The sequence below is a fragment of the Streptomyces sp. S6 genome, assembly GCF_054880855.1.
Genome location: NZ_JBTYMC010000154.1, coordinates 1 through 15,313, shown reverse-complemented (window position 1 = coordinate 15,313; position 15,313 = coordinate 1). Strand labels below are relative to the sequence as shown.

The 15,313-nt window shown below is 69.3% G+C and carries 14 protein-coding genes and 2 pseudogenes; 7 read left to right on the top strand and 9 right to left on the bottom strand.

Annotated elements, in window-relative coordinates; genetic code table 11:
* A pseudogene (locus ACVNF4_RS21190) lies at positions 1-245 on the bottom strand (hypothetical protein); the annotation flags it as partial.
* Positions 246-1,141: 896 nt separating this feature from the next.
* Between ACVNF4_RS21190 and ACVNF4_RS21185 the strand changes: the two are divergent.
* The 4 genes from ACVNF4_RS21185 to ACVNF4_RS21170 all read left to right on the top strand — a co-directional run bounded on the left by ACVNF4_RS21185 (position 1,142) and on the right by ACVNF4_RS21170 (position 2,894).
* Entirely contained in the window at positions 1,142-1,324 is a 183-nt protein-coding gene (locus ACVNF4_RS21185; RefSeq protein ID WP_461804431.1) for a hypothetical protein, read from the top strand.
* Between the two features lie 121 nt (positions 1,325-1,445).
* Positions 1,446-1,820: a BlaI/MecI/CopY family transcriptional regulator gene (locus ACVNF4_RS21180; protein WP_461804430.1), complete on the top strand. Its 375-nt coding sequence runs from the start codon at positions 1,446-1,448 to the stop codon at positions 1,818-1,820.
* A 10-nt stretch (positions 1,821-1,830) separates the two neighbouring features.
* Entirely contained in the window at positions 1,831-2,358 is a 528-nt protein-coding gene (locus tag ACVNF4_RS21175; protein WP_461804429.1) for an amino-acid N-acetyltransferase, read from the top strand.
* Between the two features lie 200 nt (positions 2,359-2,558).
* Positions 2,559-2,894, top strand: a complete 336-nt coding sequence (locus ACVNF4_RS21170) for a histone-like nucleoid-structuring protein Lsr2 (RefSeq protein WP_461804428.1) — start codon at positions 2,559-2,561, stop codon at positions 2,892-2,894.
* On the opposite strand, the gene ACVNF4_RS21165 is transcribed toward ACVNF4_RS21170, so the two are convergent.
* Entirely contained in the window at positions 2,825-3,505 is a 681-nt protein-coding gene (locus ACVNF4_RS21165; protein ID WP_461804427.1) for an SCO3374 family protein, read from the bottom strand. The genes ACVNF4_RS21170 and ACVNF4_RS21165 overlap by 70 nt on opposite strands.
* A gap of 459 nt (positions 3,506-3,964) precedes the next feature.
* Here ACVNF4_RS21165 and ACVNF4_RS21160 point away from each other — a divergent pair, with 459 nt between their 5' ends.
* Positions 3,965-6,493: an ATP-dependent Clp protease ATP-binding subunit gene (locus ACVNF4_RS21160; RefSeq protein WP_461804426.1), complete on the top strand. Its 2,529-nt coding sequence runs from the start codon at positions 3,965-3,967 to the stop codon at positions 6,491-6,493.
* A gap of 64 nt (positions 6,494-6,557) precedes the next feature.
* On the opposite strand, the gene ACVNF4_RS21155 is transcribed toward ACVNF4_RS21160, so the two are convergent.
* Positions 6,558-7,190, bottom strand: coding sequence for an HAD family acid phosphatase (locus ACVNF4_RS21155; protein ID WP_461804425.1), 633 nt, complete (start codon positions 7,188-7,190; stop codon positions 6,558-6,560).
* A gap of 385 nt (positions 7,191-7,575) precedes the next feature.
* On the opposite strand from ACVNF4_RS21155, the gene ACVNF4_RS21150 reads away from it, so the two are divergent.
* The gene (locus ACVNF4_RS21150) at positions 7,576-8,124 is read left to right on the top strand and encodes a M23 family metallopeptidase (RefSeq protein WP_461804424.1); all 549 of its coding nucleotides are present in this window, start codon (positions 7,576-7,578) and stop codon (positions 8,122-8,124) included.
* 16 nt (positions 8,125-8,140) lie between these two features.
* Here the strand turns inward: ACVNF4_RS21150 and ACVNF4_RS21145 are convergent, their stop codons facing one another.
* Entirely contained in the window at positions 8,141-8,734 is a 594-nt protein-coding gene (locus ACVNF4_RS21145) for a TetR/AcrR family transcriptional regulator (protein ID WP_461804423.1), read from the bottom strand.
* A 167-nt stretch (positions 8,735-8,901) separates the two neighbouring features.
* On the opposite strand from ACVNF4_RS21145, the gene ACVNF4_RS21140 reads away from it, so the two are divergent.
* Positions 8,902-10,566, top strand: a complete 1,665-nt coding sequence (locus ACVNF4_RS21140; protein WP_461804422.1) for an MDR family MFS transporter — start codon at positions 8,902-8,904, stop codon at positions 10,564-10,566.
* Between the two features lie 320 nt (positions 10,567-10,886).
* On the opposite strand, the gene cseC is transcribed toward ACVNF4_RS21140, so the two are convergent.
* The 5 genes and pseudogenes from cseC to ACVNF4_RS21115 form a co-directional block, all read right to left on the bottom strand.
* On the bottom strand, positions 10,887-12,227 hold the full coding sequence (gene cseC, locus ACVNF4_RS21135) for a two-component system sensor histidine kinase CseC (protein WP_461804421.1): 1,341 nt from the start codon (positions 12,225-12,227) through the stop codon (positions 10,887-10,889).
* A gap of 19 nt (positions 12,228-12,246) precedes the next feature.
* Positions 12,247-12,948 carry a two-component system response regulator CseB gene (gene cseB, locus ACVNF4_RS21130; RefSeq protein WP_461804420.1) on the bottom strand — a complete coding sequence of 234 codons (702 nt, stop codon included), beginning with the start codon at positions 12,946-12,948 and terminating at the stop codon, positions 12,247-12,249.
* 295 nt (positions 12,949-13,243) lie between these two features.
* Positions 13,244-13,960: a hypothetical protein gene (locus ACVNF4_RS21125; RefSeq protein ID WP_461804419.1), complete on the bottom strand. Its 717-nt coding sequence runs from the start codon at positions 13,958-13,960 to the stop codon at positions 13,244-13,246.
* Positions 13,945-14,487 (bottom strand): SigE family RNA polymerase sigma factor, encoded by a 543-nt coding sequence (locus tag ACVNF4_RS21120; RefSeq protein WP_461804418.1) that lies wholly within the window; start codon positions 14,485-14,487, stop codon positions 13,945-13,947. The genes ACVNF4_RS21125 and ACVNF4_RS21120 overlap by 16 nt, the downstream gene beginning before the upstream one ends.
* A 315-nt stretch (positions 14,488-14,802) precedes the next feature.
* Positions 14,803-15,313: pseudogene (locus tag ACVNF4_RS21115) on the bottom strand (hypothetical protein); the annotation flags it as partial.

The following is a 15,313-nucleotide window of genomic DNA, read 5'->3' as shown; positions in this document are numbered from 1 at the left end:
GTTCCTGGCACCGTGGGGATGAACGGCGCGACGAACTGCACGTCACCCAGCCCCGAAGCCGCCACGGCTGCGTCCAGGTCCGCGAAGTGGTCCTGCCAGCTGTCGCGAGGGCCCGCGCCGCAAGCCGACCCCGCCCCCACCCCCCGCCGACCCCGAGGAACGGCTCGCGGCGGGATGAATCCCCGGGGCGAGGAATTCCCCGCCCCGTCCCACTTCACCCCGCTCCACTTCACCTCGCCCGGCATTGCCGAACCCGGCTCCGTTCCGCCCGGCCCATCCGCCCCGCCGGCCCCATGAGGCCGTTCGCGGCCCGGTGAGGGTGCGGAAATCCCGGTGTACGGCTCCGCGCCCCGTCGGAGAAGCCGGGTGCCCGGACCGGTCCCGGGAATTCCCCGTCCCGCGGATGCGGGGCGCCCCGCGGCGCCCCGCATACTCCTTTCGGCTGATCGGGGCGCCCTACGGAACGCGTTTCGTTCCTCGAAGCGTCTATGGGGGCGTTTCGCCGAGCCGCCGAGTGCCCTTCGAGCCGGCCTATAGGGGGCGGCGAAGGCGCCCGGCAATGAGACGTCTCGCCGGGCTCCCCGGGATTCGGGGAGAAGCGTGGGCCGGTGTTGTCATCGAACGCTCACTGATCGTGGCGGCCGGGGTTCGCGGAGGGAATTGGCCGGACGGCGCGCGCGGAGTCGCCCGGCGCGGCTGTTGTTCGCAACCGGGCCGCGTTTCGGGCGTCGAGGGTTTCCCCGGTCCGGCTTCTTCGTGGCTCGGAATCATCGGACACCAGGATTTCGGGACCTCGGATTTACGGGTTCCGGTCCCTCGGCGCCTGCATTTCCCGGGCACGCCGGTCGTGGATTCCCTGGTCGGACGCAGTGCGCGGGTGATCGTCGGGCACTCGGAGAACACAGAGAGGATCGTGCGGTGCACGCCGGGTGACGGGGGCGGATTCCCGCCGAGGACAACTTCGGGGGAGTCCGGGGCGGTGAGGATACCCGGAAGGGGTAAGCGGGGGCCGGAGTTTTCAAAAGCTCCGGAATAGCACCCCGGGATCTGCCGATCCGTCGAGCGGGACGCCCCGGCCAGGGGTCCCTCCGCTTCCCGACCCCGCCCGGATGTCCGTTCCCTCCGTGGCTACCCTGGACGCATGGACTACGTCTCCGCGCTCGTGCCCCCCATCGTCATGGCGGTGCTCTTCATCGCCCTGGTCCGCGTGATCGTGAAGACCCAGGGTGGAGCCAACAAGGCCAAGGAGGACGCGGCCGTCGACGCGGTGCTCGCGCAGACGGAGGCGGCCCGGCAGGGCGGTTCCGATCGTCCCGAGAGCTGAGCCGGGCGTCCTATTTGTTCCGGTTCATGGAGAAAAGTTCAGGTTCGGCAGGTGAATGGGGAGATCTCCCACTATTGTGCTGAGCGTGCCTCGCCCATTGGGAGAACTCGAAGACGCGGTCATGACGCGGGTGTGGAAGTGGAACCGCCCGGTGACCGTTCGGGAAGTGCTCGAAGACCTTCGGCAGGAACGGTCCATCGCCTACACCACGGTGATGACCGTTTTGGACAATCTCCATCAGAAGGGCTGGGTGCGACGCGAGTCGGAAGGCCGGGCCTATCGATATGAGGCGGTCTCCACGCGCGCGGCGTACTCCGCCGCCCTCATGAACGACGCCTGGAGCCAGAGCGACAATCCCGCCGCCGCTCTCGTCGCCTTCTTCGGGATGATGAGCGAGGAGCAGCGGGAGGCGCTGCGGGACGCGGTGCGGATCGTCCAGGGCCCGGAAACGCCAGCACAGAGCCCCGGCGCGGCGCCCGGGGACGCCGGGCGATAACGTCCGGCTCATGCCAGCGCACAGGCCCCCCGCCCACGCCATCACCGTCCGCCGCGCGCGTACGGGCGACGTCCCCGCCGTACGCCGACTCCTCGACGACTACGCGCGCGGGCGCATCCTTCTCGACAAAGCGACGGTGACGCTTTACGAGGACATCCAGGAGTTCTGGGTCGCGGAACGGGACGACAACGCCGAGGTCGTCGGCTGCGGCGCACTGCACGTCATGTGGGAAGACCTCGCGGAAGTTCGTACTCTCGCGGTCAAGGCGGGCCTGAAGGGCTCCGGTGTCGGGCATCAGTTGCTGGAGAAGTTGCTGCACACGGCGCGTTGGCTCGGTGTTCGCCGGGTTTTCTGTCTGACCTTCGAAGTGGACTTCTTCGGCAAGCACGGCTTCGTGGAGATCGGCGAGACGCCGGTGGACACCGATGTCTACGCGGAGCTGCTGCGTTCCTATGACGAGGGCGTCGCCGAGTTCCTCGGACTCGAACGAGTGAAACCGAACACCTTGGGCAACACTCGGATGCTTCTGCATCTGTGATCGACCTTGCCCAGGGGGTCTATGTCCGAAACGCGCACGTTTCCGGTCGGGGCGGAGGGCCGGTCTCTCCCAGGGGTTTGTGTTTTCCCAGCAAAAGCGGTTTGCTTTCCGACGTACTGCGTAGTGCATATAACTAGGGGCGGTGAAACGGCGGACGCCGCAGACCCCCAGCCCTCACGTTATCGATGAAAGGAATACCGGTGGCACAGAAGGTTCAGGTCCTTCTTGTCGACGACCTCGACGGCGGCGAGGCGGACGAGACCGTGACGTTCGCGCTGGACGGCAAGACCTACGAGATCGATCTCACGACGGCCAATGCGGACAAGCTGCGCGGCCTTCTCGACGCCTATGTGAAGGGCGGCCGGCGCACCGGTGGCCGCGCCTCCGGCGGGCGCGGAAAGGCGCGTGCCGCGGCGGGCGGCAACCAGGACACCGCGCAGATCCGCGCCTGGGCGAAGGAGAACGGTTACGAGGTGAACGACCGCGGCCGTGTTCCGGCGACCATTCGCGAGGAGTACGAGAAGGCCAACGGCTGAGCGCACGCGCTCCGCAGGCGGGCACGGTGCACTTCGGTCGCCAGTGTGTCCACGAGCCGCACGAGGTCGGGGGCGCCTTTGTCGCCCCCAGGAGCCGACACCGTCGGCAGCGAGGACTCCTCGCGACCCGGAACGGGGGGCCGCAGCCACAGGGCGGCCCCCTGTGCGGTTCCCCGGCGCACCGCCCCCGGCGGCAGCGGGGCGGTGATGCTCCCGCCCACGCCGATCGCCGTCAGGTCCAGCGGCACCGCGCCCCACTCCAGCCACCGCAGGACTCCCGGCAGTTCCTCCGCACCGCCCGCCGCGACGAGGAACCGCATCCGGTCCCCGCGCACCGCGACCGGCGCCGCCGTCGCGAGCCGTCCGAGCGCCGCCAGGCCCGCTGCGGCGGGGACGTCCAGGACGTCGAAGTGCCGGCCGGTGAAAAGTCGTACCGGTGATCCGGGCACTGTCGCCCAGCCCAGCTCGTTCTCGTACCAACCGCGGACCGAGCCGCGGGGATGCGGCGGACGGCGAGGGGAGGGGACCGTGGCGGAGGCGGCGGTGGGGTCCGAAGGCGCCGTGCCGGCGGCGGTGGGCGTGGGGCCGAGTGGGGGGTGCGAGCCAGCCATGCCGAGTGCAACCGCGCGAAGAGGCCGAGAGTTACGCTGGGTGCGCCGACGGCCGCACAGCGTGCCGGAACGGGGGTGTGGGGCCATGCGGAGCGGCGCAAGGTTGTTCGCCCGTAGCGGAGGGAACCGGTGCGTACGGCATGGACTGTCAGTGTCGACGGGTAAGACATCCCTAGTGGGAGGGGGCGACGCGCAGGAAAGGCCGTCCCGCGTTCGCCATCGGCGTACCGGCGACCGGGGTAACTGCCTGGCCTGCGGGAACATCGTCTCGCACCATCAGGTTGGAGCAGATGTCGGCGTTCGGGGTCGGGAGATCGTGCCAGATCTCCGGTCCCGCGGAGGTGATCCGGACGGTGTCGGCAGTTGGAATGAGCGGTCCCCGCTTGCGGGACTAAGCTGCGGAAGGACAGCGAGGGGAGCGTCCCCTCATTGCCTGACCGCTCTGAGGAGCGATTAACGATGTTCGAGAGGTTCACCGACCGCGCGCGGCGGGTTGTCGTCCTGGCTCAGGAAGAAGCCCGGATGCTCAACCACAACTACATCGGCACCGAGCACATCCTCCTGGGCCTGATCCACGAGGGTGAGGGTGTCGCCGCAAAGGCCCTGGAGAGCCTCGGCATTTCGCTTGAGGCGGTCCGTCAGCAGGTGGAGGAGATCATCGGCCAGGGCCAGCAGGCCCCGTCCGGGCACATCCCCTTCACCCCCCGTGCCAAGAAGGTCCTGGAGCTGTCGCTCCGCGAGGCCCTTCAGCTGGGCCACAACTACATCGGCACGGAGCACATCCTGCTCGGCCTGATCCGCGAGGGCGAGGGCGTCGCCGCCCAGGTCCTCGTCAAGCTGGGCGCAGACCTCAACCGGGTCCGGCAGCAGGTCATCCAGTTGCTCTCCGGCTACCAGCAGAGCAAGGAGACCGCCACCGCCGGCGGCCCCGCCGAGGGCACGCCCTCGACCTCGCTCGTCCTCGACCAGTTCGGCCGGAACCTCACCCAGGCCGCTCGTGAGTCCAAGCTCGACCCGGTCATCGGGCGCGAGAAGGAGATCGAGCGGGTCATGCAGGTGCTGTCCCGCCGCACCAAGAACAACCCGGTCCTCATCGGTGAGCCCGGCGTCGGCAAGACCGCCGTCGTCGAGGGCCTCGCCCAGGCCATCGTCAAGGGCGAGGTGCCCGAGACCCTCAAGGACAAGCACCTCTACACCCTCGACCTCGGTGCCCTGGTCGCCGGCTCCCGCTACCGCGGTGACTTCGAGGAGCGCCTGAAGAAGGTGCTCAAGGAGATCCGCACCCGCGGCGACATCATCCTGTTCATCGACGAGCTGCACACGCTGGTCGGTGCGGGTGCCGCCGAGGGCGCGATCGACGCCGCCTCGATCCTCAAGCCGATGCTGGCGCGCGGTGAGCTCCAGACCATCGGCGCCACCACGCTCGACGAGTACCGCAAGCACCTGGAGAAGGACGCCGCGCTGGAGCGCCGCTTCCAGCCCATCCAGGTCGCCGAGCCCTCGCTGCCGCACACCATCGAGATCCTCAAGGGTCTGCGCGACCGGTACGAGGCCCACCACCGCGTCTCCATCACGGACGAGGCGCTGGTCCAGGCCGCGACCCTGGCCGACCGGTACATCTCGGACCGCTTCCTCCCGGACAAGGCGATCGACCTGATCGACGAGGCCGGCTCCCGGATGCGCATCCGCCGGATGACCGCGCCGCCGGACCTGCGCGAGTTCGACGAGAAGATCGCCGGTGTCCGCCGCGACAAGGAGTCCGCGATCGACTCGCAGGACTTCGAGAAGGCCGCCTCCCTGCGCGACAAGGAGAAGCAGCTCCTCGCCGCGAAGGCCAAGCGGGAGAAGGAGTGGAAGGCCGGCGACATGGACGTCGTCGCCGAGGTCGACGGCGAGCTGATCGCCGAGGTCCTCGCGACCGCCACCGGCATCCCGGTCTTCAAGCTGACCGAGGAGGAGTCCTCGCGTCTGCTGCGCATGGAGGACGAGCTGCACAGGCGGGTCATCGGCCAGAAGGACGCCGTCAAGGCGCTCTCGAAGGCGATCCGCCGTACGCGCGCCGGCCTCAAGGACCCGAAGCGTCCGGGTGGTTCGTTCATCTTCGCCGGTCCGTCCGGTGTCGGTAAGACCGAGCTGTCCAAGGCGCTCGCCGAGTTCCTCTTCGGCGACGAGGACGCGCTGATCTCCCTCGACATGTCGGAGTTCAGCGAGAAGCACACCGTCTCGCGGCTCTTCGGCTCGCCCCCCGGCTACGTCGGGTACGAGGAGGGCGGCCAGCTCACCGAGAAGGTGCGCCGCAAGCCGTTCTCCGTCGTCCTCTTCGACGAGGTCGAGAAGGCCCACCCGGACATCTTCAACTCGCTGCTGCAGATCCTGGAGGACGGTCGGCTGACCGACTCCCAGGGCCGGGTCGTGGACTTCAAGAACACGGTCATCATCATGACGACCAACCTCGGCACCCGGGACATCTCCAAGGGCTTCAACCTGGGCTTCGCCGCCTCCGGCGACACGAAGACCAACTACGAGCGCATGAAGAACAAGGTGTCGGACGAGCTCAAGCAGCACTTCCGCCCCGAGTTCCTCAACCGCGTCGACGACGTCGTCGTCTTCCCGCAGCTCACGCAGGAGGACATCCTCGCCATCGTCGACCTGATGATCGGCAAGGTGGACGAGCGCCTCAAGGACCGGGACATGGGCATCGAGCTCTCCCAGTCCGCGAAGGAGCTGCTGTCCAAGAAGGGCTACGACCCCGTCCTGGGCGCCCGGCCGCTGCGCCGGACCATCCAGCGGGAGATCGAGGACACGCTCTCCGAGAAGATCCTCTTCGGTGAGCTGCGCCCCGGTCACATCGTGGTCGTCGACACGGAGGGCGAGGGCGACAACGCCACCTTCACCTTCCGCGGCGAGGAGAAGTCGGCGCTGCCCGACGTCCCGCCGATCGAGCAGGCGGTCGGCGGCGACGGGCCGAACCTGAGCAAGGAGGCGTAAGCCTCGGCAGTACGGAAGGGGGCCGGTGCTTTCGGGCACCGGCCCCCTTCCGGCTGTCCGGATACTACGAGAGCTGGCCGTCGTAGTCCGGAAGCTTGAACGTCTTCTCGGCGTGGCCGCCCGACAGGTCGGTGGCGCTGTTGCCGATGTTGGCGATGATCGTGAAGCCCTTGTTCTCGATGTCGACGCGCTGGGCGGTCTTGTAGGCGGCGACGTCCTTGAAGAGGTCGAGGAAGCCTCGGACGTAGAGGCCGGAGACCTGGTAGCCGACGTTCTTGAGGTTGTAGTCGGTGAAGGACTTGATGATGCCCGGCCGGGCGGTGACGAAGAACAGGAAGACGCCGTGCTCCTGGGCGTACTTGGCGACGTTCAGGACCGGCTTGTTGGCGGGCTGCGGGTAGCTGAAGCCGAAGTCGGTCTCCAGCGTGGTGTTGTCGATGTCGAGGACGATCGCCTGCTTCTCGCCGGGCTTCGTGGCGGCGATGCGGTTCTTCAGGTAGGGCAGTGCCTGGTCCATCACGGCCTGGCAGTCCTGCTGCCAGGCCGCGTGGTCGACGTCCGCGGCGGCTGCCGCCGCGACGGTGGAGGTGCCGGTGGCCGTAGCGGCCTGGGCGGAGGCCGGGACGGCGAGGGCCGTCACGGCGGTGGCCGCGACGACGGTGAGGCCGATGCGGCGCGTCCAGGTGCCTCTGGTCATGTGTGGGGTCCTCTCGCGTCCTTGCGCTGCCATGTCGTGGGCATGCTCGTGGGTGGGAGTGGCTTGGGGGGAACCAGCGGGTTACTGGACGGTAGTGGGCACTGAGAGGCGCGTCACAGACCCCGTGCGGCGATCGTGATCGGGGTCACAGTGCGAGGTGGCGGGCCGGTGATGTGCCGCATAGGGCGCGCGTCACTTACTAGGGCGGATAGTGAGGGTCCCGAGCGGGGCATCTGCCCGGATCATGAGGTTTTGCGGTGAACTACTAGGTCTTGTCGTACGTCACACGTTTGGGGCTCCGGGGAGGCCCGGGTTACCAAGGGATGGTCCACCCGGCCGGGTTCGCGCCGGGTGGCTTTTCTGTCCCCGACCTCCCGAGGTATCGATGTCCCCGCGCGTCTTCCCCCGCTCTGCCCGTACGTCCTCGCTCCGCACCCGCGTGGCCGTCGGCGCCGCCGCCGTCGGTGCCGCGGCCGTACTGGGTGGCGCCGGGGTGGCGTCCGCCGCGTCCGCGCCCTCCTGGGTCGACCCCGTGCGGTCGTACACCCTCACCGCGAGCTTCGCGCAGGCCGGGAACCTGTGGTCCGCCAAGCACAGCGGGCAGGACTTCGCGGTGCCGACCGGGACCGTCGTCGTCGCGGCGCACGGCGGGACCGTCGTCAAGGCCGGGCCCGGTGGGGCCGGTGACGGGGCCGCGTACGGCAACGCGATCGTGATCAAGCACGCGAACGGGCTGTACTCGCAGTACGCGCACCTGTCCCGGATCGACGTCAAGGTCGGGCAGGCCGTCTCCACCGGGCAGCGGATCGGGCTGTCCGGCAGCACCGGGAACTCGACCGGGCCGCACCTGCACTTCGAGATCCGGACGACGGCGAACTACGGCTCGGCCGTGAACCCGGTGGTGTTCCTCCGGGGCAAGGGCGTCACCGTCTGACGTGTTCTCGGGGCCCTCAGCGCTTCGCGTTCTCGTGGGCCTGGGTCACCAGGTCGATCGCGACCTCCAGGACCGCCTCGCGCTTGGCCTCCGGGGCGCCCTCGAAGTCCTGGAGGAGGAACATGCCGGCGTGCAGCGTGAAGAGCGCGCTGACGCTGCGGACCTGCTCGGTGAGGGGGGCCTCGGGGTCGGTGAGGATGTCGCGCATACCCCGCATGCGGTCCTTGAAGGAGTCGCCGATCTGGAGTTCGCGGACCGTCGCCTGGTTCTCCTGCATGAAGCGGAAGAGGGGGGCGGCGTCGGCGAGGTGGCGGCTGTAGCGCCGCACGATCTCCTGCTTGATCTCCAGGGTGTGGGGCTGCTCGGCGCCCCAGTCGATCAGCTCCTGGATCGGCTTCGTCAGATCGTCGAAGATGCTGACGATAATCTCTTCCTTCGTCTTGAAGTGGTAGTAGAGGGCCGCTTTGGTGACGTCGAGACGCTCGGCGATCTCGCGGAGCGACGTTTTCTCGTAGCCCTGCTCGGCGAAGAGTTCGAGTGCGACGTCCTGGATGCGCTGGCGGGTGTTGCCGCGCCGCTGCTGCTTGGTGCCGTCCATGGTGACGCCCATTTTCCAACTCCTTGAGCCACTTCGGAAACCCGCCAGCCGATGGTCGCCCTCGATGGTTGCCTTGGGAGAAAACTTACTTGACGCCCGGCTAGTTACGGGTCTACCTTCCCCAGTGTACAGAACTAGCCGGTCGGCAAGTAAGTAGCCGGCCTGGGGGAGTGGTAACCATGGCGGACACACAGAGTGTCACCCCGGTGAACGGGGACGGCACGGAGCGGACGGAGGTGCCGGAGGCTTCTTCGGTGACAGAGGCTTCTTCGGTGACAGAGGCTTCTTCGGTGGCGGAGGCGCCGGAGGGCAAGCAGCCTCGGAGCGTGCGCGTCGTCCTGCTGGCGTTGATGATCACGATGATGCTGGCCATGCTCGACAACATGATCGTGGGCACGGCCATGCCGACGATCGTCGGTGATCTGGGCGGTCTCGAACACCTCTCGTGGGTGGTGACGGCGTACACCCTCGCGACGGCCGCGTCGACCCCGATCTGGGGCAAGCTCGGCGACATGTACGGCCGCAAGGCCACGTTCATGACCTCGATCGTCATCTTCCTGATCGGCTCCGCGCTGAGCGGTATGGCCCAGGACATGGGGCAGCTGATCGGATTCCGGGCCGTTCAGGGGCTCGGCGCCGGCGGTCTGATGGTCGGCGTGATGGCGATCATCGGGGATCTGGTGCCGCCCCGGGAGCGGGGCAAGTACCAGGGCATGATGGCGGGCATCATGGCGCTCGCGATGATCGGCGGGCCCCTCGTCGGCGGCACCATCACCGACCACTGGGGCTGGCGCTGGGCCTTCTACATCAACCTGCCGCTGGGCGTCGTCGCGCTCGGGCTCATCAGCGTCGTCCTGCACCTGCCGAAGAAGCGGTCGCAGGCGCGGATCGACTATCTCGGCGCCGCGCTGCTGACCGTCGGCATCACCTCCATCGTCCTCGTCACGACGTGGGGCGGTACGGAGTACGCGTGGACGTCGGCGCGGATCATGGAGCTGACCGGGATCGGGGTCGCGGCGCTGGTCGGGTTCGTGTTCTGGCAGAAGAAGGCGGCCGAGCCGATTCTTCCGCTGCACATCTTCCGGAGCCGCAACTTCACCCTGATGTCGGTCATCGGGTTCGTCACCGGGTTCGTCATGTTCGGGGCGACGCTGTTCCTGCCGCTGTACCAGCAGTCCGTGCAGGGGGCTTCCGCGACCAACTCCGGGCTGCTGCTGCTGCCGATGCTGGGTGCGATGCTGGTGACCTCGATGATCGCCGGGCGGATCACCACCAGCACCGGGCGCTACAAGGTGTTCCCGGTCGTCGGCAGTGTGCTGATGATCGTCGGGCTGTACCTGCTGTCCACGATGGGCACGGGGACCTCGCGGTTCACCTCTGGGGTCTTCATGGCCGTCGTCGGGCTCGGCATGGGGTGTCTGATGCAGATCACCATGCTCGTCGCCCAGAACAGTGTCGAGATGAAGGACATGGGCGTCGCGTCCTCCTCCGCGACCCTCTTCCGGACGCTCGGGTCCTCCTTCGGTGTCGCCATCATGGGGGCGCTGTTCAACCACCGGGTCCAGGACGTCATGGCCGAGCGGGCCGGGGCGCTGGGGTCGAAGGTGACCGAGGCGTCCGCCCAGCTGGACGCCGCGAGCCTCGCGAAGCTGCCGGCCGCCGCGCGGGAGGCGTACCAGTACGCCGTCTCCGCCGGGAGCCACTCCGCGTTCCTCCTCGGTTCCGTGATCGCCTTCGTGGCGCTCTTCGCGGCCGTCTTCGTCAAGGAGGTTCCGCTGAAGGGGGCTGGGCCGCAGGCGGCGGAGGGGACGCCGAAGACGCCGGCGCCTATGGCTGAGGTGTGAGCGGGGCCTGTTGGCGCCGGTTCTGAAAGAGGGTCCTCCGGGTGGTGTCCGCCGCCGGGGGGCTCTTTTTCGTGTGGGGAGGGGTGGGGGTGTGTCGGGTGCGGGTCCGTTGTGGCTGGTCGCGCAGTTCCCCGCGCCCCTAGGTCCGTCTGCTGTCTGTCGTCTGAGGGGCGGCGTCCGCCGCGTGCCGAGCGGTACCCGCCGGGGCCGGATAGTCCCGCCTGCCGCCTGCCGAACGGCTCTCGCCGGGTGCTGTTCGTTGGTCGGTGGGCGGGGGCACGGCTCACCGGCCCTGGTTCCTGCGTCCGGTGTTCGGCCCCTCATGGCATCAGCGGATAGCTTCCTGTGTTCGTCGGGGCGTGTTCGGGGAGCCAGAGGACGGCGACCGCGCCTTCGGAGGGGATGTGGGCGGGGGCGGACGGGGGGCGGACGTTGCGGAAGGTGAGGCGGGCGCCGAGGACGCGGGACTGGCCGGCGGCGATGGTGAGGCCGAGGCCGTGGCCGTGGCCGGAGCGGTCGGAGCTGCCGGTGCGGAAGCGGCTCGGGCCGTCGGCGAGGAGGGACTCGGGGAACCCGGGGCCGTGGTCGCGGACGCGGATGACGCGGCCTTCGACCGTGACCTCGATCGGCGGCTTGCCGTGCCGCGCGGCGTTGGCGAGGAGGTTGAACAGGACGCGTTCCAGGCGGCGGGGGTCGGTGGTGACCACCGATTCGTGGACGACGCGGACCTCGACGGCCGGGTCCTTCGCGGCCACCCGGCGGGTGACGAACTCGCCCAGCATGATGTCCTGGAGTTCCGCCCGCTCGGAGGCGCCGTCCAGCCGGGCCACTTCCAGGACGTCCTCCACCAGCGTCCGCATCGCCTTCGCGCGGTCCAGCACCAGCTCCGTCGGCCGGCCGGGCGGCAGCAGTTCCGCCGCCGTCAGCAGACCCGTCACCGGCGTCCGCAGCTCGTGCGCGATGTCCGCGGTCACCCGGCGCTCCGCCTCCAGCCGCTGCTGGAGCGCGTCCGCCATGGCGTCGACCGCGCTCGCGAGGTCGTCCGTCTCGTCCCGGACGACTCCGCCGATCGCGTCCCTCACCCGGACGTCCGTCTCGCCCTTGGCCACCTGGTTCGCCGCTGCCGCCGCCTTGCGCAGCCGGCGCGAGAGCTGGCCGCCGATGAGGACGCCGAGCGCGCTGCCGCCGACGACGACCGCTATGGAGCCGATGATCAGGGCCTGGTCGAGGTCCTTGAGGATGTCGGTGCTGCGGTCCGTGAAACCCGTGTGCAGGGAGAGGACCCGGCCGCCCTTCACCGGTACGGCCGCCCAGATGTCCGGCGGGCCGCCCCTGCGGTCCGCGACGAACGTCGCCCTGCGGCCCTCCCCCTCCTCGACCTTGTCGCGCAGTTCCCGGGGCAGCCCGGGGTCGTCGATCCTGACGCCGGGGAAGTTCGGGCGGCCCGACAGCTCGAAGTTGCGCTGGGCGATCTTGACCCGCTCGTCCGCCAGGTCACGGGCATTGTCCAGCATGGACACCCGCGCGGCGTTGTGCACGACCAGGCTCAGCACGATCGCGATCAGCGCGCCGACCAGGGCGATCGCCGCGCTCAGCTTCCACCGAAGGCCCGTACGGATGTCCGCGCGCTCCCAGAGCGCCGACATCTGTTTCCCGATCATCCCCACACCCCCACCCCGCTCATGCCTTCAGCTTGTAGCCGAAGCCCCGGACCGTCTCGATCCGGTCCTGGCCGATCTTGGTCCGCAGCCGCTGCACATGGACGTCCACGACGCGGGTGTCCCCGCCCCAGCCGTAGTCCCAGACGCGTTCCAGGAGCTTGTCGCGTGAGAGGACCGTACCCGGGGCCGAGGAGAACTCCAGGAGCAGGCGCATCTCCGTGGGGGTGAGCGCGACGGGGTTGCCCGCTTTTCTGACCTCCATGCCCTCCGTGTCGATCTCCAGGTCGCCGAAGGTCAGCGTGCCGTCGGTGCCGGGGGCGTCCGGCTCGGAGCGGTCACCCCCGCCCGCGTGCCCGAAGCGGCGCAGGACCGCGCGGATGCGGGCGACCAGGACGGCGCCGTCGAAGGGTTTGGTCACGTAGTCGTCCGCGCCGGCCTCCAGGCCGAGGACGACGTCGATGGAGTCGGCCCGCGCGGAGAGCATGATCACCGGGACGGTCGACTCGTCACGGATGCGCCGGCACAGGCTCACGCCGTCCAGGCCGGGCACCATCACGTCCAGCAGGGCGATGTCGGGGCGGTTCGCCCGGAACGCGTCGAGACCCGACAGGCCGTCGGGCATGGCGGTGACCGCGAAGCCGTCCCGCTCCAGGGCTAGCTGGGTGGCCTCGCGGATGACGTCGTCGTCCTCGACGAACAGCACGTGTGTCTGGTCTGCCATCCGGGTGCTCTCAGTCCTCGTGGGGGTCACTTGTCGGTCGAACGGTGCTGGGCGCGGGGCCTTCCGTCAAAGGGGACGCTCCGCGGGTCCGGTCCGTTCACCGGTGCTTTCACTCGTACATCGGTCCGAGCGGCCCGATCGGTTCACGCTGCCGGAGATTTTTTCGACGACCTTGATTTCCGCAGCTCAGCGGGGCGTCGTCAAGACGCCGAAAGGTCGGAAAGGATGGCCGGTCGGCGCTTGCCGCGGCGCCGACCGGCCATCGGCCCGCGTCCTTCGGGTGGGCCCCGTCGCCTCAACCCGGGTCCGGCGCCGGCCTGGCATCCGTGTCCGTGTTCCCGTACTCCGTGTGCGTGCTGGTCTTCTTCGTGAACGCGCCGGAGTCCCAGGCGTAGGTGCTCACGGTCTCCCCCGAGGGGTCGGAGACCGCGTCGTCCTTGGCGTAGACCTGGTTCGTCACCACGAGATAGCCACGGTCTATCTCGGCGTAGACCGGGGGTTCCTCGGCCTTGAAGACGTTCTGGTAGCGCCCGTCGCGCTCCTGGTAGACGTACGACCCGACGCCGACCGCGTCGGCGCACGTCAGCACGTTGACCACGATGTCGGTCGCGGCGCCGCCGGTGAGGTTGCCGTACTCCACGTCGACCGGGTACTGGTCGGCGACGCACGGCTTCAGGTCGCGCTTGACCTCGGCGGCGACCGCGGGGTCGGCCTTCACGAGGCTGACCGCGTCGACGCTCCTCGGGTCCTGCGGAGCGGAGAACTCGCTGCGGCGCTCCTCCTTGCCGCTGCCCTTCTCCTTGCTCCGGCTCGCGTCCTGGCTCTGGGCGGAGGGTGTCCCGCCGAGGGCGACCTCCGCGTGGGCCGGCCCCTCGTCACGCGCGCCGGTGCCGCCCGCGCCGCAGGCGGACGCGCACAGGGCGAGGACGGCGAGCACGCACACACCCGTGATCGCCGCCCCGAAAGTCCCCTGGGCCGAAGAAGGCTCCGGCTCGGTCAGGCCGCCACGCAACGCTCCCGCTCCTCACGCTCCAGCGCGCGTGCGTCCAGATCGCGGGCCTCCAGCTCCTCGCGGAGCCGGGCGAGCGCCCGGTGCAGCGTGCTCTTGACCGTTCCGGCCGACATGCCGAGGGCCGCGGCCGTCTCCTCCGTGGACATCTGTTCCCAGTGTCGCAGGACCACGACACTGCGCTGCTTCGGAGCGAGCACCTTCATGGCGTCCATCAACAGGGCGCGGTCCGCGTGCTGTTCGGTGGCGTCCTCGACCGAGGCGTCCGGGAGCTGCTCGGTGGGCACCTCCTCCAGCTTGCGGGCCCGCCACCACTCCGTACGGGTGTTGATCATGACCCGGCGCAGGTAGGCGTCCGCGAGGCGCTTGTCCGCGATGCCCTCCCAGCGCCCGTACGTGCGCGCCAGCGCCGTCTGGAGGAGGTCCTGCGCGTCCACGGGGTCCGGGACGAGCCGGCGGGCACTGCGCAGCAGCGCGTCCTGTCGCGTGCGGACGTACTCCTCGAAACCGAGCACCTCGCTGTGCGCCATGTCCAACCGCCTCCGATCCCCGTTCCGGCCGACTTACGTGCCGGTGTTCCCCGTTTGTGGTCTGTCGCTCCGGCGCGTCGCCGGGGCATGGAAGAGAAGCTACGGAGCTGTTGTCACGGCACTGTGCGAAGCAGCCTGCGGCGAGCGCGCGGCTGTCCGTCGGTTGTGTAACAACGGATGGATCGGATACGAGAAACAGGCCTTTTGGTATGTCTATGTACCGATTTGAGATGGCGATGGATGTGACACAGCCGAAGGTTTCGTCGTGACAGACGGCCTTCGGCTGTGAGGTGACCGTGAATCAGATCGAGTGGTTCAGCTGTGCGGCAGGCGGTAGAGGCCGCCCGCCAGCGGCTCCACCAGGCCGTCGGAGACCAGGCCGTCCAGCGCACGCGCGCGCTGCACCGGTTCGTGCCACACCCGGTCGAGCGCGGACTGCGGCACGGGCGTGTGCGCCTCGCGCAGGACGGCGAGCAGCTTGCCGCGCACCTGGCGGTCCGTCCCGGCGTACGTCTGCCCCTTGCGCGGCGGCCCCTCGTGCTCGGGCTTGCCCGCGAGGCGCCACGCGCAGCTCGCGGCGATCGGGCAGCGGTGACAGGTCTCGTTCTTCGCGGTGCACACCAGCGCGCCCAGCTCCATGGAGGCCGCGGCCCACCGCGCGGCCGTCGCCTCCTCCTGAGGCAGCAGCGCGCGCGCCAGCCTGCGCTCGGCGGCCGTGGTCGCGGGGAACGCGTTCACCGACAACAACGACGCGCGCAGCCCTGAGCAGGCGGACGGCGGTTTCGGGATCGGGATCGGGTCGGGGGGCGGCCGGCAGAACGTCGTG